22 protein-coding genes and 1 pseudogene are annotated in these 25891 nt (G+C 66.2%); 12 read left to right on the forward strand and 11 right to left on the reverse strand.

All coding sequences use genetic code 11. From position 1 onward, the window contains the following. Positions 1 to 184: 184 nt before the first annotated feature. From QA802_RS22585 to QA802_RS22610, 6 genes are all read left to right on the forward strand, one after another. On the forward strand, positions 185 to 1066 hold the full coding sequence (locus QA802_RS22585) for a helix-turn-helix domain-containing protein (RefSeq protein ID WP_334525692.1): 882 nt from the start codon (positions 185 to 187) through the stop codon (positions 1064 to 1066). Between the two features lie 2 nt (positions 1067 to 1068). Continuing rightward, complete coding sequence (locus tag QA802_RS22590) at positions 1069 to 1299, forward strand: DUF397 domain-containing protein (RefSeq protein WP_334534805.1); 231 nt, start codon at positions 1069 to 1071, stop codon at positions 1297 to 1299. A 451-nt stretch (positions 1300 to 1750) separates the two neighbouring features. Then, complete coding sequence (locus QA802_RS22595; RefSeq protein ID WP_334525695.1) at positions 1751 to 3331, forward strand: type I restriction-modification system subunit M; 1581 nt, start codon at positions 1751 to 1753, stop codon at positions 3329 to 3331. 22 nt (positions 3332 to 3353) lie between these two features. Further along, positions 3354 to 4127: a hypothetical protein gene (locus QA802_RS22600; protein WP_334525697.1), complete on the forward strand. Its 774-nt coding sequence runs from the start codon at positions 3354 to 3356 to the stop codon at positions 4125 to 4127. Then, entirely contained in the window at positions 4124 to 5359 is a 1236-nt protein-coding gene (locus tag QA802_RS22605) for a restriction endonuclease subunit S (RefSeq protein ID WP_334525700.1), read from the forward strand. The genes QA802_RS22600 and QA802_RS22605 overlap by 4 nt, the downstream gene beginning before the upstream one ends. Continuing rightward, on the forward strand, positions 5356 to 8472 hold the full coding sequence (locus QA802_RS22610) for a type I restriction endonuclease subunit R (protein WP_334525703.1): 3117 nt from the start codon (positions 5356 to 5358) through the stop codon (positions 8470 to 8472). The genes QA802_RS22605 and QA802_RS22610 overlap by 4 nt, the downstream gene beginning before the upstream one ends. Positions 8473 to 8731: 259 nt before the next feature. On the opposite strand, the gene QA802_RS22615 is transcribed toward QA802_RS22610, so the two are convergent. From QA802_RS22615 to QA802_RS22660, 11 genes and pseudogenes are all read right to left on the reverse strand, one after another. After that, positions 8732 to 9898, reverse strand: a complete 1167-nt coding sequence (locus QA802_RS22615) for a pyridoxal phosphate-dependent aminotransferase (RefSeq protein WP_334525706.1) — start codon at positions 9896 to 9898, stop codon at positions 8732 to 8734. 53 nt (positions 9899 to 9951) lie between these two features. Continuing rightward, positions 9952 to 11229 carry a restriction endonuclease subunit S domain-containing protein gene (locus QA802_RS22620; protein WP_334525709.1) on the reverse strand — a complete coding sequence of 426 codons (1278 nt, stop codon included), beginning with the start codon at positions 11227 to 11229 and terminating at the stop codon, positions 9952 to 9954. Further along, a complete protein-coding gene (locus QA802_RS22625) occupies positions 11229 to 12413 on the reverse strand; it encodes an N-6 DNA methylase (protein WP_334525711.1) in 1185 nt (394 codons plus the stop codon). Before QA802_RS22625 ends, QA802_RS22620 begins: the two co-directional genes overlap by 1 nt. A gap of 311 nt (positions 12414 to 12724) precedes the next feature. Then, a complete protein-coding gene (locus QA802_RS22630) occupies positions 12725 to 12916 on the reverse strand; it encodes a hypothetical protein (protein ID WP_334525713.1) in 192 nt (63 codons plus the stop codon). A 231-nt stretch (positions 12917 to 13147) separates the two neighbouring features. Beyond that, a complete protein-coding gene (locus tag QA802_RS22635; protein WP_334525716.1) occupies positions 13148 to 13504 on the reverse strand; it encodes a hypothetical protein in 357 nt (118 codons plus the stop codon). A gap of 285 nt (positions 13505 to 13789) precedes the next feature. Further along, complete coding sequence (locus QA802_RS22640) at positions 13790 to 14239, reverse strand: type II CBASS E2 protein (RefSeq protein ID WP_334525718.1); 450 nt, start codon at positions 14237 to 14239, stop codon at positions 13790 to 13792. Beyond that, positions 14236 to 15240: a hypothetical protein gene (locus QA802_RS22645; protein ID WP_334525721.1), complete on the reverse strand. Its 1005-nt coding sequence runs from the start codon at positions 15238 to 15240 to the stop codon at positions 14236 to 14238. The genes QA802_RS22640 and QA802_RS22645 overlap by 4 nt, the downstream gene beginning before the upstream one ends. A 169-nt stretch (positions 15241 to 15409) precedes the next feature. Further along, complete coding sequence (locus tag QA802_RS41645) at positions 15410 to 16441, reverse strand: ImmA/IrrE family metallo-endopeptidase (RefSeq protein ID WP_443042163.1); 1032 nt, start codon at positions 16439 to 16441, stop codon at positions 15410 to 15412. Beyond that, on the reverse strand, positions 16441 to 17400 hold the full coding sequence (locus QA802_RS22650; RefSeq protein ID WP_334525724.1) for a hypothetical protein: 960 nt from the start codon (positions 17398 to 17400) through the stop codon (positions 16441 to 16443). Before QA802_RS22650 ends, QA802_RS41645 begins: the two co-directional genes overlap by 1 nt. An 81-nt stretch (positions 17401 to 17481) precedes the next feature. Next, entirely contained in the window at positions 17482 to 18378 is an 897-nt protein-coding gene (locus tag QA802_RS22655) for a hypothetical protein (RefSeq protein ID WP_334525727.1), read from the reverse strand. Between the two features lie 242 nt (positions 18379 to 18620). Further along, a pseudogene (locus QA802_RS22660) lies at positions 18621 to 19376 on the reverse strand (aminotransferase class I/II-fold pyridoxal phosphate-dependent enzyme); the annotation flags it as partial. An 869-nt stretch (positions 19377 to 20245) separates the two neighbouring features. Between QA802_RS22660 and QA802_RS22665 the strand changes: the two are divergent. From QA802_RS22665 to pyrE, 6 genes are all read left to right on the forward strand, one after another. After that, the gene (locus QA802_RS22665) at positions 20246 to 20566 is read left to right on the forward strand and encodes a hypothetical protein (protein ID WP_334525730.1); all 321 of its coding nucleotides are present in this window, start codon (positions 20246 to 20248) and stop codon (positions 20564 to 20566) included. A gap of 410 nt (positions 20567 to 20976) precedes the next feature. Beyond that, positions 20977 to 21546, forward strand: a complete 570-nt coding sequence (locus tag QA802_RS22670) for a DUF2617 family protein (RefSeq protein WP_319170893.1) — start codon at positions 20977 to 20979, stop codon at positions 21544 to 21546. Positions 21547 to 21694: 148 nt separating this feature from the next. Next, positions 21695 to 23395, forward strand: a complete 1701-nt coding sequence (locus tag QA802_RS22675; protein WP_334525735.1) for a polyamine aminopropyltransferase — start codon at positions 21695 to 21697, stop codon at positions 23393 to 23395. Between the two features lie 143 nt (positions 23396 to 23538). Next, a complete protein-coding gene (locus QA802_RS22680) occupies positions 23539 to 24417 on the forward strand; it encodes an SRPBCC domain-containing protein (protein WP_334525738.1) in 879 nt (292 codons plus the stop codon). A gap of 91 nt (positions 24418 to 24508) precedes the next feature. After that, positions 24509 to 25306 (forward strand): aldose epimerase family protein, encoded by a 798-nt coding sequence (locus QA802_RS22685; protein WP_334525741.1) that lies wholly within the window; start codon positions 24509 to 24511, stop codon positions 25304 to 25306. A gap of 10 nt (positions 25307 to 25316) precedes the next feature. Further along, the gene (gene pyrE / locus QA802_RS22690; protein WP_319170897.1) at positions 25317 to 25889 is read left to right on the forward strand and encodes an orotate phosphoribosyltransferase; all 573 of its coding nucleotides are present in this window, start codon (positions 25317 to 25319) and stop codon (positions 25887 to 25889) included. The last annotated feature ends 2 nt before the right edge of the window (positions 25890 to 25891 follow it).

Below are 25891 nucleotides of genomic sequence, written 5' to 3' on the forward strand. Positions count from 1 at the left end.
AAGGCGCGTGCCGGTAGCGAGGTCGTGGCCTGCTCGCCCATCGGTCGGCTGCGGCGCACGCCCGTACGAACGCGCGCCGCGACTCCTGACAGCATGCCGACGCAACCACCAACTGGGCAATATGTCTGGTGAAGTTGACCCGTATGGGTTGTAGAGGTGTCGCCGGTACGGAGAGACTTCCGGCATGGCCTTGAAGAGAAGCCTGGTCCCGCAGTCGGTGTACCGGCGACAGCTCGCGGCACGGCTGAAGGAACTGCGTGATGCGACCGGGCTCACCCTCACCGAGGTCGCCGACCAACTGGAGGTCAACCAGGGGTCGCTGAGCCGGATCGAGAACGGCGAACGCGGCACGACGCCGGTACTCGTCCGGGCACTGCTGGACCTGTACGGCGTCAAGGACGACGACCGGCGCGCCGACGCGCTCGACCTAGTGCGAGCGGACAAGGAGCAGCAGAAGCCCTGGTGGCGGAAGTACTCGACGGTGCTCACCCCGACGCGCTACGACGGGTACCTCGCGCTGGAGGCTGGCGCGACGCACCTCGCCAGCTACCAGCCGATGCTCGTGCCGGGGCTGCTCCAGACCGAGGACTACGCCCGTGCCGTGATCACCCAGATGAGGAAGGACCTGTCCCCGCCGCAGGTCGAGTCCCTGGTCAGGGTCCGCATGGAGCGGCAGAACAGCCGCCTGGGCGGTGAGGCCCCTGCCAGGCTCTGGGCGATCCTCGACGAAGCCGTGCTGCGTAGGACGGTCGGCTCCGTCGAAGTGATGCGCGACCAGATGCGGAAGCTGGTGGAGGCGAGCGAGCGGCCGAACGTCACCGTGCAGCTGCTGCCGTTCTCGCTCGGCGCGCATCCCGGGCTGTACGGCCCGTTCGTCATCCTGACGTTCCCGTCCCCCACGCCGGACCTGGTGTGGCTGGAGAATCCCAAGAACTCCGTGTATCTCGAGTCCCCACAGGATGTGGAGAACTACACGGACATCTTTGACCAGTTGAGGAGCACCGCCCTCGACCCGTCGGAGACCCGCACCCGCATCGCACGCATCAGCAAGGAGCTCGAAGAGTGAGCATGCCCAGCATGGCCGCCCTGCACGACGTCGATCTTGCGCAAGCGCGGTGGCGGAAGAGCTCGTACAGCGGGGGTGCGAACGACTGCGTGGAAGTCGCGGAAATGGGCGGACACGCCGCAGTGCGCGACTCCAAGAACATCAGCCGTGGGCCGTTGCTTCTCTCGAACGCGGCGATGCGCGCGCTGGTCAGCGGGATCGCCAGTGGGGCAATCGGTGGGCATCGGAGCTGAGCAGAGAGCTGGGGTGTGAGGAGAAAGTCGTGACGGTCGTCGTGGGCGCAGGCATCTCGGGTCTCACGACCGGCGGGGCGCTGTCAGAAGCCGGGCTCTCCGCGCGGGCGGTGGCCGAGGGGGTTCCCGTGCGCACGGCGGCAGACTCGGTGATCACCCTCGGAGGCCGCCCCGCCGCTGTCACTATCTGCGGCGTTGTCGCACGATCGAGGGGCGGTCTCCGCGAGACCGCCCCCGCACGACCGGAGCCCCGCTACACTCCCGCCACCCGGCGAAAAGACCAGGTCAGACAGCGAAGTCCTGCTGGAGTACTAACCGAACCTGTCACCCATAACTGCAGTCACCCCACCATGATCGTAACTACAGCTGCCGCGACTGTGTCGCCGGTACCCTAGGTGCGCACTTCGAGGCAACATGATCGCGCCGTGGCGCGGAGGAGAATAGCTGCAACATGGCACCGACCACCAAAGAAGGCCAGCGGGCAGAGCTGCACAAGACGATCTGGCGTATCGCGAACGACCTGCGCGGCAGTGTCGACGGCTGGGACTTCAAGAGCTACGTGCTGGGCATGCTCTTCTACCGCTTCATCTCCGAGAACCTAACGGCGTACATCAACCGCGGCGAACATGAAGCTGGAGATGAGTCGTTCGACTACAAGGTGCTTCCCGACGCGCAGGCCGAGTTCGCTCGTGACGAGGTGGTGGCAGAGAAGGGCTTCTACATTCTGCCGTCGGAACTGTTCGCCAATGTCCGCGAGCGCGCTGCACGGGACGAGAACCTCAACGAAACGCTCGCTCGGGTCTTCAAGAACATCGAGGGCTCGGCACTGGGAACCGACAGCGAGGACGATCTGAAGGGGCTGTTTGACGATCTTGACGTCAACAGCAACAAGCTCGGAGGAACGGTCGCCAAGCGCAACCAGAAGCTCGTGAAGTTGCTCGACGCCATCGGCGATCTGCCGCTGGGGCGGTTTGAGGACAACTCGATCGACCTGTTCGGCGATGCCTACGAATACCTGATGCAGATGTACGCGGCCAACGCGGGCAAGTCCGGTGGCGAGTACTACACGCCGCAGGAGGTCTCGGAACTGCTGGCGCGCATCACGGTCGTCGGCAAGAAGCAGGTTAACAAGGTCTATGACCCGGCGGTCGGGTCGGGCTCGCTGCTGCTGAAATTCGACAAAGTGCTCGGCAAGAACAATGTCCGCCGGGGTTTCTACGGTCAGGAGATCAACCTGACCACGTACAACCTTGCCCGGATCAATATGTTCCTACACGACGTGAACTACTCCGACTTCAACCTCGCGCACGGCGACACTCTCATTGACCCGGCGCACTGGGACGATGAACCGTTCGAGGCGATCGTCTCCAACCCACCGTACTCGACCAGGTGGGAAGGTGACGCGAACCCGCTGCTGATCAACGATGAGCGGTTTGCGCCGGCGGGCGTGCTGGCGCCGAAGTCGAAGGCCGACCTGGCCTTCACGATGCACATGCTCAGCTGGCTCGCCGTCAACGGTACGGCCGCGATCGTCGAGTTCCCTGGGGTCCTGTACCGCGGGGGTGCGGAAAAGAAGATCCGTCAGTACCTGATCGACAACAACTACGTCGATACGGTCATCCAGATGCCTGCCGACCTGTTCTTCGGAACCACGATCGCCACGTGCATTCTAGTGCTGAAGAAGTCGAAAAACTCCAGCGACGTACTCTTTATCGACGCCTCAGCCGAGTACAAGCGTGTTGGCAACAAGAACAAGCTGTTCGAGGAGCACCAGGCAAGGATTCTCGATGCGTTCACCGCGCGAGAGCCGGAAGATCACTTCTCCACGCTCGTCAGCATCGAGGACATTGCCGCGAACGACTACAACATCGCTGTGTCCTCTTATGTGGAGTCGGAGGACACGCGCACGGAGGTCGACATCGTCGAGTTGAACGCCGAGATCGCCCGCATCGTGGCGCGGCAGGCAGAGCTGCGCACGTCGATCGACGCGATCGTTTCCGATCTGGAAGCGGGGGGAAATGCGCTTGTCTAAACTCCTCTCCGACGCTCCCGCTGTGGCAACTATGCAAGTGGATGGTTTTCTCGACGGCCACGTACTGAAGTGGGGTAAGCACAAAAGGATCAAGGTAGGGAAGGTCCTCCGGAACTTCCATTGTCGCGCCTGTGATGCTCAGCGAACCTTCATGTCTGGAGATGAGCTGTCATGTTTGGGCCTTGGCAACAATCAGATCAGTATCGACGCCACACTGCAGTGCATCGAGTGCCGGTCATCCGTGGAGATATGGTTCCTGATCGGCAGCAACAGCGATATTTCCAGTTTCGCGCCGGAAGTGCGTGTCGAGCGCTACACGGAAAATCTTCGTGACCGCGCCGACAGAGTCGATAGCCATCGTGGCCCATTCTCGGATCTGGTCAAGCGAGCGCAGCTCGCGTACGAGAATCAGCTCGGTGCTGGGTCGATCATCTACCTCCGGAAGATCTTCGAGCTCGTTACGTTCGAAGTGGCCGATATCGCCAAGATTGACACAAAGAAGCCTAACGGACGAAATGCCCCTTTCTCCGTAGTATTGGAAAAGGTGAATCAAGTTCGCAACATCATTCCGCGACGTTTCTCAAGTGACGGCTATCAACTATTTCGCGAGCTCAGTGAAATTATTCATGGCGAGTCAAGCGAAGAGGAAGCGCTCCAGAAATTCAAGCCCTGTCTCCAGTTGGTCCTAGGCGTTGTTGACGAGGTTAGCCGGGACAACGAATATGCGCGAGCGATCGAAGAGCTAGGCTGGAACGTCGAGAATATTAGCGAGATCACGGGAGGAGGCGCCGCGTGAGTGGCATCAGCGAAATTTCTCAGGAGTTGTCTTCCAACGGAGTCGAGTACCGCGCGCTCGGTCAAATCGGCGAGTTTATGCGCGGGCAGGGACTGCAGAAAGCGGATCTGCGCGATAAGGGCGTCCCCGCAGTGCACTACGGCCAGATCCACACCTCCTATGGCGTATGGGCGACCGAGACAAAGTCATTTACCGACCAGGTCATCGCAGCCAAGCTTCGCCACGCGAAGCCGGGAGACCTCTTGATCGCGACAACTAGCGAGGACGACGACGCCGTTGCCAAGGCAACCGCTTGGCTTGGCAAGGTGGAGGCCGTGCTGAGCGGAGATGCTTACATTTTTCGTCATGGACTTGATCCGAAGTACGTCTCGTACTTCTTCCAGTCGACGTTTTTCCAGAAACAGAAGCGTCGCTTTATCTCTGGGACGAAGGTCCGTCGCATCTCCGGCGATTCGCTCTCGAAGATCCTAATCCCCGTCCCGCCCCTTGAAGCGCAGCGGAAAATCGTGGGGGTTCTCGATCATTTCAGTCAGCTGGAGGCGGAACTGGAGGCGGAACTGGAGGCGGAACTGGAAGCGCGCCACCGCCAGTATCAGTACTACCGAGATAAGTTGGTGAGCGAGGCTGTCGGGGCGGAGTATACTCGCCTAGGTGACGTTGGTTCCTTTGTGCGTGGACGTCGTTTCACCAAGAACGATGTGGTCGATTCTGGAATCCCAAGTATCCATTACGGTGAGATTTATACCGAATATGGAACCTCCACTAACGAGGCCGTTAGGCAGGTCCGTGTTGAGCTTCACGATCAACTCCGGTATGCAGAGCCTGGGAGCGTAGTATTCGCCGGTGTTGGCGAAACGGTTGAAGACGTGGGTAAAGCTGTTGCGTGGCTAGGAAATGAACCAGTAGCGACACACGACGACACGTTTGTCTTTACCTCTCCGTTGAATCCTAAGTATGTCGCTTATGCAGTGCAGACAAGGGATTTTCATCGCCAGAAGGAACGCCATGTGTCTCGGGCTAAGGTGAAGAGGCTGTCAGCGGCTGGTCTCGCCGATATCAGGATCCCAGTCCCGAATCTGGCAGTGCAGGAGAAGATCGTTGAGACGCTCGACGATTTTGATTCTCTCGTCAGGGGCATCAGTCTCGAGCTACCTCCTGAGATCTCATTTCGCCGCAAGCAGTACGAGCACTACCGTGATCGGCTCTTGACGTTCAAAGAGGCTGCGGCATGAGGGAAGCGCAGGCGCGCAAGTACGACCCGGTAGCCGTCTCGGCTGAAAGTACCGTCGTTGCTGAGTACGTCCCTGATGCCTCTGGAGCCGCGGCATACCAATCGGAGGCGGCGCTTGAGCGGGAGATGATCCGTCTGCTGGAGGCGCAGGCGTATGAGTACCTCCCGATCACATCGGAGGCGCAACTGGTCGCGAACCTGCGGACCCAGCTTGAGGCACTAAACCACGTGTCGTTCTCGGATTCTGAGTGGGAGTCGTTCTTCTCCACCAAGATCGCCGGACAGAACGAGGGCATCGTGGAGAAGACACTACGGGTCCAGGATGACCACGTTCAGCTTCTGAAGCGTGACGATGGTTCGACGAAGAACATCACTCTCATCGACAAGAAGAACGTCCACAACAATCGTCTGCAGGTCATCAACCAGTACGAGGTTGACCGGGGCGAGGGCGGTGCAAGTTTCGCTAATCGGTACGACGTGACGGTGCTAGTCAACGGTCTGCCGATGGTGCATATCGAGCTCAAGCGTCGTGGGGTGGACATCCGTGAGGCGTTCAACCAGATCAACCGGTACCAGCGCGATAGCTTTTGGGCAGGCTCTGGGTTGTTCGAGTATGTGCAGTTGTTCGTGATAAGTAACGGCACGCTGACGAAGTACTACTCCAACAGCACCCGCTCAAAGCACTTGAAGGACAACCAGAAAGCTGCCGGCGCGGGAAAGGGCAAGAAGTCAAGCAACTCGTTCGAGTTCACGTCGTGGTGGGCGGACGCGCAGAACAAGCCGATCGCGGAGCTGACCGCGTTCGTCAAGACGTTCTTCGCCAAGCACTCGCTGTTGAACGTGCTGACGAAGTACTGCGTGTTGACAGCCGACCGTGACCTGCTAGTGATGCGGCCGTACCAGATCGTGGCGACGGAGCGGATCTTGCGGAAGATCGAGTGCTCGACGAACCGCAGGACGCTTGGCACCGTCGAGGCGGGCGGGTACGTCTGGCACACGACCGGGTCGGGCAAGACGCTGACGTCGTTCAAGGCTGCGCAGTTGGCATCGAAGCTACCCGATGTCGCGAAAGTGTTGTTCGTCGTCGACCGCAAGGACCTCGACTACCAGACGATGCGTGAGTACGACCGCTTCGAGAAAGGCGCCGCCAACTCGAACGCGTCTACGGCGATCTTGAAGAAGCAGCTCGAGGATCCGAACGCAAGCATCATCATCACGACAATCCAGAAGCTGTCGACGTTCATCCAGGCGAACCGGGGACACGAGGTGTTCTCGGGCCACACTGTGATCATCTTCGACGAGTGTCACCGGTCGCAGTTCGGCGACATGCACACCGACATCACGCGAGCCTTCAAGCGGTACAACCTGTTCGGCTTCACCGGTACCCCGATCTTCCCGGTCAACTCCTCGAGCGGCGGGAACCCGCTGCTGAAGACCACTGAGCAGGCTTTCGGTGACAAGCTGCACACGTACACGATCATAGACGCGATCACGGACAGGAATGTCCTGCCGTTCCGAATTGACTACATCAACACGATCAAGGTCGGCAACCCAGACGATAAGCAGGTCTCGGCGATCGATCGGGAGCGCGCTCTGTTGGATGTGCGCCGACTCAGCGAGATCACGACGTACATCTTGGAGCACTTCGATCAGAAGACGAAGCGGCAGACGAGCTATGAGCACGCGATTGTCGTCAATGTTGCGGAATCGACCCGGACGAGGCGCCAAGTAGAGGCGCTTCGTGAGAAGAAGCGAGTCCGCGGCTTCAACGCCCTGCTCGCCACCGCCTCAATCGAGGCAGCGCAGCGCTACTACTTGCAGTTCAAGCATCAACAGGAGGCGCTCACCCCGGATCAGCGGCTGAAGGTGGGGATCATCTTCTCCTACGGCGCGAACGAGGCCACCGATGACGGGATCCTTGACGACGAGGCGTTTGACACCGACGCACTGAGCGGAGATGCGCGCACATTCCTGGAAGATGCAATCCGGGACTACAACGCGATGTTCGGCACCAGTTACGACACCAGCACCGACAAGTTCCAGAACTATTACAAGGATCTGTCGCAGAGAATGAAGAACCGCGAGATCGACTTGGTCATCGTGGTGAACATGTTCCTCACCGGCTTCGACGCGACAACGCTCAACACGCTGTTCGTCGACAAGAACCTGAAGATGCATGGTTTGATTCAGGCATACTCGCGCACCAATCGGATACTCAACTCCGTCAAACGCCACGGGAATATCGTTGTCTTCCGTGACCTTGAAGAGGAGACGAACGCGGCGCTCGAGCTGTTCGGGAACAGGGACTCCAAGGGCATCGTCATCGTGCCGTCCTACAGCGAGTACTACAGCGAGTACGTCGAGAAGGTCACCGAGCTGCTACGGACCTTCCCGCTTGGCACCCCTATCATCGGGGAGCAGGCCCAGAAGGATTTCATCAACCTTTTTGGTGCCGTATTGCGGCTGCACAACATCCTGACCGAGTTCGACGACTTCGTCGGCCAGGACCTGTTGACAGAGCGCAAGCACCAAGACTACCGCAGTGTATATCTCAACTTGTACGCCGAGTTCCGTGCGGAGACCGCCGCGGAGAAGGAACGCATCAACGAGGATGTTGTCTTCGAGATCGAGCTGGTCAAGCAGGTCGAGATCGGCGTTGACTACATCTTGTTGCTCGTTGAGAAGATGCGGGCCGAGCGTGGGGTCGGTGAGGACAGAGAGATTCGTGCCCAGATCTCGCGTGCGGTCGACGCTAGCCCGAGCCTGCGGAGCAAGCGCGACCTTGTTGAAGACTTCGTGAACTCGCTGTCTGTGCACGGTGCTGTCGATGAACAGTGGCAGGCGTACGTGGAGGCGAAGCGAGATACTGAACTCGCGGCGATCATCGAGGAGCAAAAACTCAAGCCCGAGCAGACGCGGGCGTTCATCACGGCCGCGTTCCGTGACGGGCAGATCCGTACGACTGGTACGGAGATTACGAAGATCCTGCCCCCCGTCTCTCGTTTCAGTCGCGATGGCGGCCACAGCGACAAGAAGAAGAGTGTGATCGAAACATTGACACAGTTCTTCGAGCGGTTCTTTGGGCTGGGCGCTGGAGGGAACGACTACCAGTAACGGCTCTTTCGTCTTTGCCGAGCAGGGGCAGCAGAGCCGCGACAAGTTCATGTCCTCTGGCCAGAACGTCGCGATCAAGGGGGCAAACCGTTGGCTGAGGCATGCCTCCCCCGGCGACGTCCCGTACTGGGAGCCGCCTGGGAGCCGCCTGGGAGCCAACCCGCCAGACCACAGCACCCCGCGCCCTGACCAGGCAAAACAGCAAACCACCTGGTGCCGATCTTGATTGAACCTGATTCGGGACGAAGGGGCTGTGAGTTCAGGACGCCAGTTGTTGCAGGCGGCCGATGGCCTCGCGGAGAACGTCGTCCCTCTTGCAGAAGGTGAACCGAACTTGGCTGCGGCCGGCGTCCGGGTCGTCGTAGAACACGGAGTTGGGGATGGCGACGACTCCGCACCGTTCGGGAAGCACGCGGCAGAAGGCATAGGCGTCCTTCTCCCCGAAGGGCGTGATGTCGGTGGTGATGAAGTACGTGCCCTGGGGCTGGTAGACCTCGAACCCGGCCGCGCGCAGGCCGTCGCCGAGCAGGTCGCGCTTGCGGCGGAGGTCGGCGCGGAAGTTCTCGAAGTACGAGTCCGGCAGGCGCAGTGCCTCGGCGATCGCGTACTGGAACGGCCCCGCACTGACGTACGTCAGGTACTGCTTTGCTGTCCGGACGGTGGAGACGAGGGGACCGTTCGCCGTGACCCAGCCAACCTTCCATCCGGTGAAGGAGAAGGTCTTGCCGGCCGAGCCGATGGTGACCGTGCGTTCGCGCATCCCGGGCAGGGCCGCGATGGGGCTGTGCGTGCCCTCGAAGACCAAGTGCTCGTACACCTCGTCGGTGACGACGAGCAGGTCGTGCTCGATGGCGAGCGCGGCGATGGCGCTCTGCTCGTCGGCGGTGAGGACCATCCCGGTCGGGTTGTGAGGGGTGTTGAGGAGCAGGAGGCGGGTCTGCGGGGTGATCTTGGCGTGCAGCTCGTCGAGGTCCGGGCGGAAGGACGGGGCACGCAGGGTGAGCGGCACGCGCTTTGCGCCGGCCATCGCGATGCAGGCGGCGTAGGAGTCGTAGAAGGGCTCGAAGGCGATGACCTCGTCGTCCGGCTCCAGCAGCGCCAGCATGGTGGCGGCGATGGCCTCGGTGGCGCCGGCGGTGACCAGGACCTCGGTGTCGGGGTCGAAGGAGACGTCGTAGAAGCGCTGCTGGTGGTCGGAGATCGCGGCACGCAGTTCCGGGATGCCGGGGCCGGGCGGATACTGGTTGCCCTTGCCCTCCCGCAGGGCGCGGACTGCGGCCTCGCGGATCTCCTCGGGGCCGTCGGTGTCCGGGAAGCCCTGGCCCAGGTTGATCGCGCCCGTCGCGGTCGCCAGCGCCGACATTTCCGCGAAGATCGTCGTCCCGAGTCCGTCCAGCCTTCGGTTCAGCAGCGGCCTGGCGTTCATGTCTCCACCGTTCTCACGCGGATGCTTGTCGGTTCTCCGGGGACCATCCTGACTCATTGCCGGTCATACCCCCGTGGTGAGGGGGCCGCAGTGGGGCGAGGAGCAGGAGCGCCCTGCTCTTCCGGCTCGGTTGTCGGTTCTCGGAGGACGCCGGCCTTCGCTGAGATGTCGCGCAGTAGTGCGTCCCGCAGAGTGTGCAGCGTTGTGATCTTGGCGACCACGAGTCGCGCCGCGGCATGCAGGGGCTCGGCCGTCGCGTGGAAGTCGGTGCGCGTGAACCGGTCCGGCCAGGTGACCTCCAGGCGCTTGAGGGCGCCGGCGGAGATTTCCCGGCCGTTCTGGCCCTGCGCAAGCCGTGCGATGTCGCTGCTCCTGCTCCTGAGTTCGTGGAGCAGCCACCAACCGTCTTCTTCGTCATTAGGTCGTACGGCAACGACGCCTCTGAGAGGTGTTGCTGGTCGGCTCGGCACGGCGATGTGCGCGCCGTCGGAACGGGTGCTCAGCATTAAGGTGCCGGGCGGATGCACCTCGACGTTGTTCGCAGGACTGCTCAGGCGGAACCTCTGGACGTGGGGCACGGGGAGGTCGTAGAGATCTTTAGGGGCCACTACATCGGTTACGTCGGTGGTGGGTTCTGCGGGCAACGGGGGAAGCGAGCGTTCAGAACCTTTGCCCGTCTTCGGTTTGGCGACATTCGCAAGCGATCGTGTCTCCCAGGGCGGAATCGTCGACGCCCAGTCGTCATGGAGGGCGTCCGCCAGTTCCACCGCCTTGCGGGCGGTCTCCTGATAGAGGGCGGTCATCTCCTCGATGAGGCCGAACGTCTGGTGGTACGCATTGATTACGTCTGCCGGAGGAAGCGGAAACGGCATGCGGTGGAGGGTGTCGAGGCTGACGGTGGGCTCGACGTGTGCCGTCACGTCCTCGTCGATGCGAGCCTTCGCCGTGGGTGTCTGTAGCCAGATACGCAGCCACCGCACTATGTGCGGTTCAGCGCGGATGATGCCGATCGACCTGGTCGCTGTACATCCTGCGTGCTCGGCGGTGACTAGTGCGGAGTCGCCCACCCGTCGGACGAGTACGACGGCCAGGTCGCCCTCCCTGAGGGTTGCCCGGCTGGGCGGGGAATCACCCGGCCGACACTCGTTGGCCCTGGGCGCGAGGATTCTGCCGTTCTGGACGAACGTCGAGCTGACGACTCCTGCAGTCTGCTCGGCGGTCGCGTCGTCGAGGAAACCGGAGGTGGTGTAGATGCGGGGCCGCTCGATCTTGATGGAAGTCGTCCTCCAAGCCGCCCCATCCGAGGCGACCTGGTGCGCATTGGCTTCCATCAGATCTCCTCCAAGACGTCCAGCAGCCGGAGTTCCAGGACGCGCATCTGGTCGAGCTGATCGACCAGTTCGAGCTTGAGTTGCTCGACCCGGCTTCGCGTGTCCCGTTCGGGGCTGGGGGGCTCCACGGCGTACGAGGTCGGCATCAGGCTGGACTCGTGGTCGGCGATCTCCTTGGTGGAGCAGCTTCGGGACCAGCCGGCTGCGTCGTTGTACGGCGAGGCCGTGGCACCGTTCTCGGAGAGGCCACGCCAGGCCGCCAGAGTGGTCAGGATCAATGCCGTGTTCTTGTCGCCCAGCCTTCGCGCTCTCGAATCCGGGACCGGTTCGAAGGCTCGCCGCGCGTTGACGAACAGCACCTGCTGGCGACGGTCCCGGGTACCCCAGCCGGGGCGCGCGCTCTTGTCCCTGTTGAGCACCCACAGACAGGCGGGGGCTTTGGACTGACCGAACACGCGAGGCGGCAGAGCGATCACGCACTCGACAAGGTCGTCACGCAGGAGACGTTGGCGGAGCCTTCGGGTGACGGGCTGCCTGCTGTTGGCCATCTTGTCGGCCATCAGGAAGACGGCACGTCCGGAAGGAGCAAGCGCGTGCGCGATGTGCTGAATCCACGCGGGGTTGGCGGACCCTCGGGACGGCGGTTCCTCCGGCCAGCGGGGATCGACAGGGACTGCAAAGCCCGACCGGCGAGTTTGCTCTGCCTCGCCCTCCAACGCCCAGTTGCGCTGGTTGAAGGGAAGGTTGGCCAGGACGATGTCGTACGGCTCGGGTTCGGGCTCCGCGAGGCTGTCTCCGGGCGGGAAGACATGGGCCGTGATCCCCCGCACCGCGAAGTTCATGCGGGCCACCTGCGAGGTGTGGGCGTGCTGCTCCTTCCCCTGCAAGGACATGGTCGGGTCCAGCCCGACGCGTTCGCGGACGTAGCGGTGACTCTCGACAAGCAGTCCCCCTGAACCGCAGACCGGGTCCAGCACTCTGTGCCCGTCGCGAGGGACGGCCGCACCGACCATGAGGCGGGCCATGTCGTCCGGCGTGAAGTAGTGGCTGCCGTCAGCCTGGGCCTGGTCCGCCGAGAGGTCACGGAGGCAGTGGTCGAGCAGGGGCCTGACCAGCTGAGTGGAGCCGATGGCTTGGATGAGAGCGTGCAGTGATCCTTCGGAACCGGAGGGCGGAACGGGCATCAGGCTCCTCGTGCCCACGTCTGGGTCCTGCTCGTCGGCTGCGGGAAGCCAGTGGCTCAGACACTTGCTCACGGCAGCGCGGATTCCCGAACCGCGCTCTGCCGACTGCCCCAGCAACCACGACCATGTCGGTACGCCGGCGCCGGGATTGGCGTGTGCTTTTCGGCTCAGGTACAGCAGTCCGAGGATGAGGCGAGTCGCGTCGTGAGCGTTCATCAGCCGCGAGAGGTGCGCGCGGTGCTGGTGCACCTTCGCGAGCACCTCGTCGAGCGAGGAGGCATGTACGTACCCTCCAAGGGCACCTACGTCGCTCACGAGCCCACCACACCCAGGGCGCCCATGACCACGATGAGGAGCGTCAGGGAGCCGGCGAAGGTCACTGCCCCAGTCTTGAAGGCCGCAGCGGGCCGCCCTCCCTCGATGACGGTCAAGACGCTGCCGGCCAGAGCGGCGACAAGCGCCACGAGGACCGCAATGATCACGTACATCAGCCTCAGCTGCACGACATGGTTCCTTCCTGATGTCGCGGGATCTCCCAGCGGACGAGTGAGCCGGTGATCCCTGGCTTCAGGAAGGACAGTAGAAGACGTAGGCCGCGCGCTGCTGAGTGCACGCCGTTTGGGATTTCTCTAGGAGCGCGCCACGGAATTGAGGCACTGTCAGCGAGTGCACGCTGTTTGGGATTTGAGACGGTGATCCGCCGGATCTCACCACGCGTGGAAGCCTCATGGGGGTCAGGAGCGCAGGCGTTTCCACCACGGTAGGAGCTCGTGCAGGTGGGCGCGGACGGCATCGAGGTATGCGGTCTCGTATTGGACGAGTTCGCTGAGGTCGATGACGGCCGGTGGGATGTTCATCTGAGTGTCGCTGGTGATGGCGGGAGCTTCCCACGCCTCGTGCATTGCAATGCCAGCCGTCCGGCGGAGGTGTTGAACGAGGTTCTTGTAGGCGTCGCCGACGGCGGGTGACTCCAGGGCGGTCCAGGCGAGATGGTAAGCGAGTTGGGCTTGGGTCTCGCGGAGGATTTCCGAGAGACGGACGCGTTCTTCTGCGGCTTGATCAGCGTGGCGGCGACGGATGGCGTACGGCATCTCCTTGTAGGTGGTGTAGGCGACGAAGGCTTCCGCGAAGGCCGCGCGAAGGCGTCCGCGCTCTTCTTCACGGGACCTACTCCGGGCCAGCCACAGGTTGATGGTTGCGGCGATGGCGGCAGCGAGGACGGCCCCGGAGACTAGCGCCGACGTCAGTGCCCCGGGTCCGGGGGACGGGGATGTGGAAGCTGGAGTCGGGTGGACGGTGTCGTCGCCGTGATCATGCTGGGCGAGGGAAGGGCTGGTGGTGGCGGTGGCGTGGTCACGCTGCCCTCCCTGATTCGGCTAGCTGCGGGCCTCGGGTGTGTGGTGGGGAGCCTCTTGTCCGGGCCACTCGCCGGTGAGGCGCCACCACTCTTCCTTGAGCAGGTGCGCGACGATCAACCCGAGTAGGATCGCCGGTCCGTCACGGCGTGTCCACTGCTGCTCGGCCGGGTCGTACGGGTACCAGATGCACAGGGCTCCCTCGGCGTAGCGGTGCGGTGATTCGTTTGGGCCGTCACTGTAGATGTGTGGTGTATGGGGGAAGTAGTGGCTGAAGACGATGGTGACGGTCTGCTCGGGGATGTCGGGCAGGTCGAGGTGTACGGCCAGCGCGAAGCCGCCCGGGTACCGGCGGGGAGGTCTTACGATCCTTGCCGTCGGGCCGCAGGCTTCGATGCCGCGCTGGAAGGCGAAGCGGAGAGCCGGTCTGGTGAACCAGGCCGGCTCTCGCCACGCGACGGGCCGACTCACCGGCTGTCGGCCGGGGCGCCGTACGAGCGGACTGCGGGGATCGCTACGGGTGGACCGCTCAGCCCCAGGAGGGCGCTTGAGACCGGGCCCGATTGGCGCAGCGCCCCGATCTTCTGCGCGAGACCGCGAGAAGACGGGTCGTCGATGTACTTGTAGAAGACCCGAGACAGTGCCGAGAGGACGGCGTCACGATCGTCATCGTGGGCGAGCGCTTCATCCAGCCCAGCGGCCGCCGTATGCAGCCTGCGGGACGCGGTGTCGCGCGGGACGAGCAGCCGCACGTTCGGCGATACCCCGGCCGGGTCAACCGTGGCGTTTCCGGAGTCGACCCGTCGGGCCGCCTTCGTCAGTACGGTGCTCAGCGCGGTCGCCATTCCCATGCCGGGCTCGATGAACTCCCAAGCCCAGACGGTCAGGTTGTGGGAGGAGAAGCCCGGGACGCTGTACTGCTTGTTCCACGCCTTCAACAGGCGTACGACCCGACGCCGGGTGCGCTGCAAGGAAAGACTCCCGGAGGTGAACAACTCGACGTGGCGCTCGGGGTCGGAAGCCTCCCATGTGTCGTTCTTGAGGTTGGGAATCCACAGGCCCGCTGCGTCCTTGCGGGTCAACGCGACGACCAGGTCCACGGTGGGGTCCTGGCCGTCCGTCGGCTGGCCGAATGTCAGCTTCGGGCCGCGCTTGGAGGTCCCGCAATGGGCGTTCGGGTACACCTCGCGAACCGCGGAGCCCAACAACCCGCAGAGTTCTGCCGTAATGTCGGCAGGAGTCTCACCGCCACCGTCGGGTCCGAGCCGAGGGTAGATGCGGCGGTCGAGGACTAGGCCGCCGTCTCCGTCGCCGACCGGGTGAATGAAGGTGTGCTGGGCCAGTGATCCACTCGCGTAGGTTCGCAGGGATCCGGGGAATGCCGTGGCTGCGGAGCGGACCAAGGCCAACCGGTTGCGGGCCTCTGCCAACGGCTCGGCGTGGGCGTCGATCTGGGAGCGGATGTCGTCCAAGACGTCGTGGGTATATCCCATCTGTTTCTCGATTCCTCTTGTGGGGCGTCAGACCCGGCTGTCAGGCCCGCCACAGCGGGCCGAGCAGCCCTGTAGCTGCTCACCAGTACCTGACGTCACACCGCGGGAACCGTCCGGCCGAGGGGGCATCGGCATCCCGAGAGAGTGCTCAAGCGCAGTCGCGGCAGATGCGACGGGTGCCGTCGAACCGGCTCGGCGCCAGTACCAGGAAGCACCGGTCGCAGGCTCGATCCCTGCTCATGCGGGCGCTTGTGCAGGCACAATGCCCTTCGGGGCATGTAGCGTCGCCGCACTGCTCACATGGTGGGGCGCTGACCTCGAACGCCTCGCCGCATGTCTCGCAGACTGACTGGCTGCCGTACCAGGTACCACCGGTCCCCGGTCGTGGTGCCGAGTACTTGAGCCAGGGGGCATTGTCCGGGACGAGGACCGCGACCAAGTACTGCTCGTCGCACCAAGCTGCCTGCCCGTACACGACATCCCCCGCCCTGCCGGAGCGGTACTCGACGTACGTCTTGTCGTGCTGTGCCATGGCTCCGGTTCGCAGTGCCCTCTCGATCAAGGGGGTTCTCGACTGGTCGGAACCACGCGCCGGCGGGATCAGGCTTCGGGAGGAACTGAAGACTGCGCTGCCAGCACGGTCGAGTAGGACGACCGCGCCGCCTGAAAGGTATTCCGCTGCCCGGACGCAGCAGGCTTCACGCGACGCCTGGGAGCGCTGGAACAGCTCGACCACGTCCGTAGCGGATGGTCCCCGTAGGCGCACGTTCTCGGGAATCTCCCCCTCCGGAAGCAGCACCCGGGCGGCGAAAGCGTCGCATGCCGCGTCCTCGAAGGCTTCCGAGTCCTGCGTAGCAAAAAGTGCCTGACCCAGGCCAGGGTCCGTCTGCTGCAGGTGATGCCCCAGCTCGTGCAGGCCAGTGAACCCGCGGCGCCGGTACGACCGGGAAGCGCCAACCACAAGCGTTGGCGGATCGGTCCTGTCCCTGTAACTTCCGGCGACAGAACACCGTCCTTCCCCGACCTCGGGTTCCATTACCACCTGAACATCAGGCCAGCGGCCCAGCTCACTCAGGGGGTCATCGCGGAGCGCAGCGAGACAACCCGGGTGAAGCCGTTCGATGACACCGAGCATGGCCTGCGCCTGCCGAGGCGCTTCCTCCACGAAACGCCGCCGCATCACGCATCCGATCCGGCGAGGTCCTCACCACGCAGAAACTGCTGGAGTCGCCCTTCCCAGTCCGGTTCCGCACCGCCGGTTTCGCGTGCAGCAATGGCGAGCGTCCCATAACCGCCTGAAAGGCGAGCTTCCTCTTCGCTGACTCCCAACCGCTTCGCTCTACGAATCCACGTCTCTCGCCAACGGGGATGCTCGGCCGCTGCCACCAGAGCCGCGGGAAGGGGGCGCACGGTCTTGGCAACGGCATCAACGGAAAGTCCCGTCGCACTCGCGACCGCTTCCACCTGTCCCGGCTTCAGAGGAACTGAGCCCCGCAAGATCCTCATCACCTCCGGTTGAGGGACCCCCAACGCTGCTCCCAGCACCGGCAGATCGGGGAGACCGTTCAACAGTGCTCCCAGCGAGACGACCTTTTCTGTTCCTTTCGCTTCAGGCAGGCCAGGCGCTGCCCGCAGGGCGTCGAGGTCGTCTTCGAGCTCGGCTCGCACCTCTTCGGAAGGGTCGAAAACCGACGCGGGCACGGTGCCCTGTCGAGCTCCTGTTGGCACGGACGGCGCCCCCCCGTCCGCCGTCTCGGCAGCCCAAGCGACGAGGTCAGGCTCCCAAAGGTCCACCACGCGGTCGAGGACACGCAGAGGGACTGGACCGGCCAGTCCTGCCCACACGGTCGACTCCACGCCGAAGGCGGTCCGGGTGCCGTCTACCACCAGGCTGGCTGCGTCCTCCCCTGGAGGATCGATCGTCACGGGGACGGCGTTCACTTCGCGGTCAGTAATTGCCAGGACCAGTACGAGGAGACTGGTCTCCTCCCATCGTGCACGCCACACCTGTCCAACCGCGAGACGTACCTCTGCCGGGTCGCCGAACCTTGCTCGCAAGCCTCCAGCCGACAGCTCTTTCGGAGCCCGGACCGCAGCGGCCAGATCAAGGAAACGCTGGGGCACCACTGGTTCACTCATGGAGTCCTCCCGGGTGACATGGCTGAACGGGTCCACCCATGTCTGACGTCACAACCGCCGTGGCGTCCGACCGCCCGCGCGTCACTCCTCCTGCTGAGTTTCGCTGCACAGCCTGATCACCTCCAGCCCTACACCGTGAACGTCGTGATCTCCGACCAGCTGCTTCAGCCGCTCTCGGAGGCGCTTCACCTTCAAGGACGCTTGGCTCCGGCCGCATCCCAACAGCTCCCGGACCTTAGCCTGCTGGTCCGCGATAGGCACGATGCGGCGTTCCTCCGGGGAGAGCATCCCCACGATCTCCGCAGCGGTCACTGCTGCATCGAGCTCCTCCTCGGCGGCCACTACGGCCTCCTCGGGTGTCAACGCTGTGTCTCGGTAGATGCCGTCGGAACCCTCGTCCGTGCTCACGATCACCGGGTCCAGCACGATCGGGAACCGCGCAACGAAGACTTCGACCAACTGTGCGATCTCCAGGGAGCCACCAGCTGCGCTCAGGACTGCGCTGGCCACGGCCACGATCGACGCCCGGTCGGCAATCGGCGCCCGGCGCGTGGTATTGGACCACTTCGGGATCCGCACAGCAGAGACGGCCTGAGCGGCCTCCACCAGCTTGGCAGTGTCACCGGACCATGGAGCCCAGCCGCTGCCCGGCAGCCTCCATCGCTTGGCGCCGGGCTGCCCTTCCGGGACCTGCTCGAACTCTGGCTCGGCGGAGAGCACCTCCTCCAAGCGCCGCCGCAACGCGCCCGGGCCTGTTTCACGTGCTCTGTCGATCAACCAGTTCCGAATCGACCTGCGCAGGAGCCGCCCCATGGACGCGTCGTCGGTCGCCAGGCTCTGCAGGTTGGAAGTGACAGCCTCGGCCCGTTCCTCGAAGAAGTCGCCGAACAGATCCTCCCAGTCTGCCGGCTGCCACCCCGCTACAGGGGCGAGCACGGGGAACCGTCGCGCCTCCTCCTTCAGAAGCTTGTAGACCAAGCTCAGTCCATCACGCCCCAGGTAGCCCAGGTCATGAAGCTCTTCGAACTCGGAGATGGCCAGCCTCCCTCCACGGTTGACGGAAACCGTACGCCCGAAATGAGCCCCCTGTCCGGCTAGTAAGTGATCTGGCGAAGAATGATCTCGCCCGGAACCTCGGATCGAAGGTGATTCTCAGCCGAAGAAGACGGGCGACCTCGCGGGCATCGGCCCGTTCGCCCTCAGCTCGCCAGTAAATAGGTGGGCGAAAAATCCTTGACCCAGCCGACCTTCCATCCGGTGAAGGAGAAGGTCTTGCCGGCGGAGGAGATGGAGACGGTGCGCTCACGCATGCCCGGCAGGGCGGCGATGGGGCGGTGCGTGCCCTCGTAGACGAGGTGCTCGTACACCTCGTCGGTGACGACGAGCAGGTCGTGTTCGACGGCGAGTGCGGCGATGGCGCTCTGTTCGTCGGCGGTGAGGACCATGCCGGTCGGGTTGTGGGGGGTGTTGAGGAGAAGGAGGCGGGTCCGCGGGGTGATCTTGGCGCGCAGTTCGTCCAGGTCGGGGCGGAAGGACGGGGCGCGCAGGGTGAGCGGTACGCGCTTCGCGCCGGCCATCGCGATGCAGGCGGCGTAGGAGTCGTAGAACGGCTCGAAGGCGATGACCTCGTCGTCCGGCTCCAGGAGCGCCAGCATGGTGGCGGCGATGGCCTCGGTGGCGCCGGCGGTGACCAGCACCTCGGTGTCCGGGTCGAAGACGAGGTCGTAGAAGTGCTGTTGGTGGTCGGAGATCGCGGCGCGCAGTTCCGGGATGCCCGGACCGGGCGGGTACTGGTTGCCCTTCCCCTCCCGTAGGGCGCGGACCGCGGCCTCGCGGATCTCCTCCGGCCCGTCGGTGTCGGGGAAGCCCTGACCGAGGTTGATCGCGCCCGTCGCGGTCGCCAGTGCCGACATCTCCGCGAAGATCGTCGTTCCGAGTCCGTCCAGCCTTCGGTTCAGCAGTGGCCTGGCGTTCACGTCTCCACCGTCCTCACTCGTGTACCCGTCCCCGTGGATTCTCCGGGGACCATCCTGACTCATGGCCGGTCCTGCCCCCGCGTGGCGCGGGAACCTCAGCGGGGCGAGGAGCAGGAGCGCCCCGCTCTTCCGGCCCGGGGGTCGGCTCTCGGAGGACGCCGGCCTTCGCCGAGATGTCGCGCGGCAGCGCGTCCCGCAGGGCGTGCGGCGTCGCGATCTCGGCGACCAGGAACCGCGCCATGGAGTGCGGGGGATCGGTCAAGGTGTGGAAGTCGGCGCGCGTGAACCGGTCCGGCCAGGTCGCCTCCAGGTGCTTGAGGGCGCCGGCGGGGATTTCCCGGCCGTTCTGGCCCTGCGCCAGCCGTGCGATGTCGCCGCTTCTGCTCCTGAGTTCGTGGAGCAGCCACCAACCGTCCTCGTCCTCAGCGGGTGTGGTGGGCGCGGCCGCCTGCGGCGACCCGGGCCTCCGCCAGGCGGGTGGCCGGCATCCGCCGCGCCGGGCGGCAGCCGTTCCCTGGACCGCCGACTGCGCGCGTGGCAGCCGGACGTTGTGTGAGGATCCGATGCCTGCAACGGCCGAAGTGCCGGGCCCTGCCCGACACTTCGATCTGATTGAGCGTGTTTCATCTCGAAGCTGCAGGTCATGGGGCTGGCGTGGGTCGTACGCGGGCGAGAACATCAAGCCGACGGCCCCTGACCTGCTCCTCCTCGCAGGTCAGGGGCGTCTTTCTCGGGAGAACCCTCTGAAGTTCCTCAACTCCGCTTTGGCCGCCGGCCGGGGCGGGCATTCCCCGGTCACGCGGCGCTCGGACGTCGCGCGAGGCGCCCACGGGGGGCCGCTTCGGGGGACAGGGAAGGAGGGTGACGCCATGTTCTTCGGCATCGTCCTGGCGGTGATCGTCATCGGGTTCGTGGTGGCCGTGGCGGCCAACGCGCGCAGTCACAGTTCCGCGCGGTCCTACCGCGGCGGCAGGTCGCGCGGCCGCTCCTCCAGCAGCTCCGGCAGCTCCAGCGGCTCCGACAGCTGGTGGGTCGGCGGTGCGGCCGGCGGGGGCGTCTCCTGCAGTTCGGGCAGCTCCGACAGTTCCGGCGGGCACCACGGGGGGCACTCCTGCGGCGGTGGCTCGTCGTCGTCCTGCGGGGGCGGGTCGTCCTGCGGCGGAGGCGGCGGATGCGGCGGAGGCAGCTGACACGGGGCAGCTGAGCTCCCCGCGGGGGGAGCCGCATCCGGACCGCGGGGCCCGCTCGACCACGGGCTCCGCGGTCGCACCATGTCGCGTGGGCCGGAGCGTCTACCCGCGTTCGTGCGGGTCATGCGGGGCGCGTTGACGCACGTCACGTCGCATGGCGCACGTCGTGGTTGAACAGTTGAGCTGTGGACCCCCCGAGGGATGGAAACCCCACGAAGTTGGGTAAAAACGCTGTGGCGGCACCACACTTCATGATTCCCTCTAAAACACCAACACTGCCCCTCACACCCCTCCGGGCGTCCCGAGCGGACGACCTCCCCCAGACCGGGCTGACCGGGGCGGTTCCCGGTGTCTGGCCGGGGTGCGCCGGACCTTCCCTCCCTTTCTTTGCGTCTCCGCGGAGCCGACCCATGCTCACGACCCTGAACACCTCCTACACCGACACCCGCGCGGCCGACCTCGCCTGGGCCCTGGGGCGTGAACCGCTGCCCGCCCTCGCCGCACTCGACCTCGAACTGAACGGCGTCAAGCTTCAGTTGAGACTGCTCGGTGCGTCGCACCAGGTGCTGCTGGAGGAGGGGCAGGCCAGCTGTTCGGAGACGGTGGCCTGTATCCCCGGCAGCAGCACCCCGCTCCCGCTGGGCGTCGCCAAGCGGATCGGCGGCTGGGACTACGAGTTCGCGGCGCGCGTCGAGGAGCTCTCGCCCGACCAGTTCGCGGGCCGCGCCCAGGAGCTCCTGGCGCTCGTCTCCGAGCATCCGCACGGCCTGGTCGGCGTCTTCCCCGGCAGTCCGCACGCGTTCACCGCACTGCTCGCCCAGCGCCACGAGGGCCACGTCCACTGGCGCACCTGGCACGCGTACCCGCAGGACGGGCAGTTGGTGGCGACGAGGACACGGGTGGGCATGCGGGTGCCGGTGAGCGGGGAGACGGCGGTGCCGGTGGCAACGGGGTCAGGCGGTAACGGGATCCGACGGTAACGGGATCCGACGGTAACGGGATCCGACGGTAACGGGCATGGCGGCAACGGGGTCTGGCGGTGCCTCAAACGTGTGACCGCCGGAGCGTCGCGAGTTCCACACGTGTGGGTGACGAAGGGTGACCATGCCGTGACGTAACGTCGCAGTCGTGATCGAACCGTACGCACCGGCCCCGCCCGGCGCTCAGCCTGGTGCCCCGCCCGGCGCCCCGCCTGGCGCCCCGCCGCCCTGGCGGGGTCCCGCGCGGCTCTCCGTCCGGCCGGACACCGGGCGGCTGCTGGTCCTCGCGTGCGTGTTCGTCTGCGCGGCCTGCGGTCTCGTCTACGAACTCGAACTGGTCGCCCTGGCCTCCTACTTGATGGGCGACTCCGTCACCCAGGCCTCCGTCGTGCTGTCGGTCATGGTCTTCGCGATGGGACTCGGCTCCCTCGTCGCCAAACGGCTGCGCCGGTTCGCCGCGGCCGGCTTCGGCGTCCTGGAGGCGACCCTCGCCCTGGTCGGCGGGTGCAGTGCCATGGCGCTGTACGCGGCGTTCGCCTGGACCGGCGACCGGGGCGGCCTGTGGGCCGACGGCTCCCGCATCCTCCTCGTGGCGTTCTCCCTCGCCATCGGCCTGCTCATCGGGGCCGAGGCGCCGCTCCTCATGGAGCTGATCCAGCGCATCCGGCGGCAGGACGCGGGCGGCGCGGTGGCGGACCTGTTCGCCGCGGACTACGTGGGCGCGCTGGTCGGCGGCCTCGCCTTCCCGTTCCTGCTCCTGCCGTTCCTCGGCCAGCTGACGAGCTCCCTGCTGGTGGGCGCGGTCAACGTGGTCGCCGGGGCCGCCCTGGTGCTGGGCCTGTTCCGGCGCGACCTGACCTGCCGGGCCCGCTGTCTCCTGCTCGTCGCCGACATCGCCGTCCTCGGGGTCCTCGCCTCCGCCGCCGTCCTCGTCGACGACTTCGAACGGGCGGCCCGGCAGGCGGTGTACGGGGGCGACGTGCGGGTCGCGGTGCAGACGGGCGTCCAGGAGATCGTGCTCACCGGCGGCGCCGACGGCCGTCCCCTCGACCTCTATCTGGACGGCCGCCTCCGTTTCGCGGGCCGTGACGAGCGCAGGTACCACGAGGCCCTCGTCCAGCCGGCGATGAGCGGCCCGCACGCGCACGTGCTGATCCTCGGCGGCGGCGACGGTCTGGCCGCCCGCGAGGCCCTCGGCCGTCCCGGCGTACGCCGCGTGGACGTCGTCGCGCCCGACCCCGGACTGGTCCGGCTGGCCCGCACCGACCCGGCCCTGGCGGGCCTCAACGGCCACGCCTTCGGCGACCCGCGCGTCCGCGTGGCCGCCGAGGACGCCTTCCAGTGGCTGCGCGAGGCCCCTCCGGCGACGTACGACGTGGTCGTCGCGGACCTGCCCGACCCCGGCATCACGGCGAGCACCAAGCTCTACTCCCAGGAGTTCTACGGTCTTGCCCGCCGCGTCCTGGCCCCCGGCGGCCGTCTGGTGGTGCACGCCGGGCCGCTCACGAGCCGGCCGCGGGTGTTCTGGACGGTCGAGGCGACACTGCGCGCGGCCGGCCTGCACACCGCCCCCTACCGGGTGGACGGCCGCGGCACCGGTCACGGCACCGGGCGTAGCGGCGACCGCATCGCCGGCCCCGACCGCATCGCCGGCGACGCGTCCCGGGCCCCGCGCGACTGGGGCTTCGTCCTGGCCGGCGCCGACGCCCGCCCGCCGATGCGCCTCGACGCCCACGCGCGCCCCCCGCGCACGCTGACCCAGGCGGCCCTGACCGCGGACGCCCGGGCGGCCGAGGCGAACCGGGTCGCGGGCGTGCCCGCCTCGACACTGGTGCATCCGCGGTACTGACGCGCCGCCGGCAGCAGGAAGGTTCCGGTGCGACGCCGGTGCGGCCGCGGGTCCTACGCGACGCCGGTGGCGCCGTGCCGGGGGAGGCGGAATCCCGGTTTCGCCGGGTGCGTTCCGGTCCCGCGTGGGTAGGCTCGGGACTTATGGAGCAAGAGGTGTTCGTTCCGGTTCCGGCCGAGCGACTGAGGGCGGCCCTCGCCGATCCCGCGCAGGTGGCCCGTGCGGTTCCCGGGCTCCAGCAGGACGTGGGGACCGAGCCCGTCGCGGGCCGCCTGAAGGTGCGGATCGCCGGTCACACCATCACCTACCGGGGAACGGCGCGCGTCTCGCCGCGCGAGGACGGCGGCTACGCCGTGGAGGGCGACGGGACGGAGGCCCGCGGCAGCGGGTCGGTCAAGCTGACCCTCGCCCTCCAGCTGCGGGAGGCCGACGCGGGCACCACGCTCCGCTTCGAGGGGACCGCCTCGGCGGACGGCCGGGTCGCGGAACTGCCCTCCGAGGCGGTCGGCTCGGCGGTGGCCCGATTGCTCAACCGATTCGCGGCGAACCTCGGAGCCATGGCCGCCGACCGCGACGACCGGCCCGGAGCCGGGAGCAGCGCCGCGGGCGACGGCCCGGCGGTCACCGACGCCGACGCCCCTGACGCCGACGCCCCTGACGCCGACGCCCAGGAGGCCGGTGCGCCCGACGCCCCCGACATCGCGGACGACGTCGACGAACCCGTCGTCCCAGCGACCGTCTTCGAGGCGCCGGCGTTCCCCTCCTCCGAGGACGACGACGAGGACCTCACGGGCCCCGCGCAGCCGCCCGCCGAGGCCGCGCACGCGCGCCGCACGATGATCGGCCGCAGCGCCGAGGAGGTCGACCACGCCCCGCCGCGCGGGCGCTACGCACCGGTCCCCGCCCCCCAGACCGTCATGCCGAACAGCACACTGCGCTGGGCGGCCCCCGCGGCCGCGCTGGTCGTGGCGTCCGCGATCGTGGTCGGCAGGGCGCTGCGCCGACGCGGTTGGCCCACCTGACCGAACCGGTCCTGGGCTGAGCCGGGCCGGTCCGGGCGGTCCGCGGGACCTGATCCTCGGGTGCCGCCGACCGCCCCAGTAGGGTCGTCCCGTGAGTGACGAAGAGATCACGCTGACCGCGGGCGACGCGGAGGTGACCGTGCAGCCGGGCAACGGCGGCCGGGTCGGGGGACTGCGCGTCAAAGGCCTCGAACTGCTGCGCCAGGGCGAGCGGTTCGGCTGCTTTCCGATGGTCCCGTGGTGCGGCCGGATCCGCGACGGGTACTTCCGCAACGGCGCGACCGTCCACCGGATGCCGCTCAACGCCGCGCCGAACGCCATCCACGGCACCGCCCGTGACGGCGCCTGGAAGGTCGCCCGGCGCACGGCCGACGAGGTCGTGCTGACGTACGAACTGGTGGCGCCCTGGCCCTACCCGGGCCTGGTCACCCAGGTGGTCGCGCTGGCCGAGGACGCGCTGACGATCCGGATGTCCGTCGAGACGTACGACTCCTCCTTCCCGGCGCAGATCGGCTGGCACCCCTGGTTCAACCGCAACCTCGGCGGCCGGGACGCCCAGGAGGTGCGGGTCGCCTTCGACCCGGCCTGGCAGGAGGAGCGCGGCGACGACCATCTGCCGACCGGCGAGCGCATCGAGCCGAAGCCGGGCCCCTGGGACGACTGCTTCGGCATGCCCGGCGGCGTCGACGTGACCCTCGTCTGGCCAGGGCAGCTGGAGCTGAAGGTGACCAGTCCCGAGAAGTGGGTCGTCGTCTACGACGAGCAGGAGGCCGCGGTGTGCGTGGAACCGCAGACCGGACCGCCGAACGGGCTCAACACCCTCCCGCGCCTGGTCACGCCCCTGGAGCCGCTCGAGGCCGCCACGACCTGGACCTGGACGCGGCTCTAAGCTGAGGGGCATGACGGACGTCAACGGAACAACGCCGCCCGGCGCTCGCGGCGCGCTGCTGCAGCTGATCAAGGACAAGGCCGTGGTGCACGGCAAGGTCACCCTGTCGTCGGGGCTGGAGGCGGACTACTACGTCGACCTCCGCCGCGTCACCCTCGACGGGGAGGCCGCCCCGCTGGTCGGGCAGGTGTTGCTCGACCTCACCGCGGACCTCGACTTCGACGCGGTGGGCGGTCTGACCATGGGCGCCGATCCGGTGGCCGGCGCGATGCTGCACGCGGCCGCCGCCCGCGGCCGCAGGCTGGACGCCTTCGTCGTGCGCAAGGCGGCGAAGGCCCACGGGCTGCAGCGGCGCGTCGAGGGCCCGGAGATCAGGGGCCGCCGGGTCCTGGTCGTCGAGGACACCTCCACCACCGGCGGCTCGCCGCTGGCCGCGGTGGAGGCGGTGCGCGAGGCGGGCGCCGAGGTCGTCGCCGTCGCGACGATCGTGGACCGGGCAACCGGAGCGGACGAGAAGATCCGTGCGGGCGCGGGCGTGCCGTACCTGTTCGCCTTCTCGAAGGACGAGCTCGGCCTGGACTGACC

It is taken from the genome of Streptomyces sp. B21-105 (genome assembly GCF_036898465.1).
In the GTDB taxonomy this organism is placed as follows: domain Bacteria; phylum Actinomycetota; class Actinomycetes; order Streptomycetales; family Streptomycetaceae; genus Streptomyces.

Coding starts and splice junctions, on each gene's coding strand:
- pyrE (WP_319170897.1), top strand. CDS start 25,317: ATGACGGACGTCAACGGAACAACGCCGCCCGGCGCTCGCGGCGCGCTG.
- QA802_RS22665 (WP_334525730.1), top strand. CDS start 20,246: ATGTTCTTCGGCATCGTCCTGGCGGTGATCGTCATCGGGTTCGTGGTG.
- QA802_RS22610 (WP_334525703.1), top strand. CDS start 5,356: ATGAGGGAAGCGCAGGCGCGCAAGTACGACCCGGTAGCCGTCTCGGCT.
- QA802_RS22595 (WP_334525695.1), top strand. CDS start 1,751: ATGGCACCGACCACCAAAGAAGGCCAGCGGGCAGAGCTGCACAAGACG.
- QA802_RS22670 (WP_319170893.1), top strand. CDS start 20,977: ATGCTCACGACCCTGAACACCTCCTACACCGACACCCGCGCGGCCGAC.
- QA802_RS22625 (WP_334525711.1), bottom strand. CDS start 12,413: ATGCCCGTTCCGCCCTCCGGTTCCGAAGGATCACTGCACGCTCTCATC.
- QA802_RS41645 (WP_443042163.1), bottom strand. CDS start 16,441: ATGCGGCGGCGTTTCGTGGAGGAAGCGCCTCGGCAGGCGCAGGCCATG.
- QA802_RS22590 (WP_334534805.1), top strand. CDS start 1,069: ATGCCCAGCATGGCCGCCCTGCACGACGTCGATCTTGCGCAAGCGCGG.
- QA802_RS22635 (WP_334525716.1), bottom strand. CDS start 13,504: ATGCCGTACGCCATCCGTCGCCGCCACGCTGATCAAGCCGCAGAAGAA.
- QA802_RS22680 (WP_334525738.1), top strand. CDS start 23,539: ATGGAGCAAGAGGTGTTCGTTCCGGTTCCGGCCGAGCGACTGAGGGCG.
- QA802_RS22650 (WP_334525724.1), bottom strand. CDS start 17,400: ATGAGTGAACCAGTGGTGCCCCAGCGTTTCCTTGATCTGGCCGCTGCG.
- QA802_RS22585 (WP_334525692.1), top strand. CDS start 185: ATGGCCTTGAAGAGAAGCCTGGTCCCGCAGTCGGTGTACCGGCGACAG.
- QA802_RS22620 (WP_334525709.1), bottom strand. CDS start 11,229: ATGGAAGCCAATGCGCACCAGGTCGCCTCGGATGGGGCGGCTTGGAGG.
- QA802_RS22615 (WP_334525706.1), bottom strand. CDS start 9,898: ATGAACGCCAGGCCGCTGCTGAACCGAAGGCTGGACGGACTCGGGACG.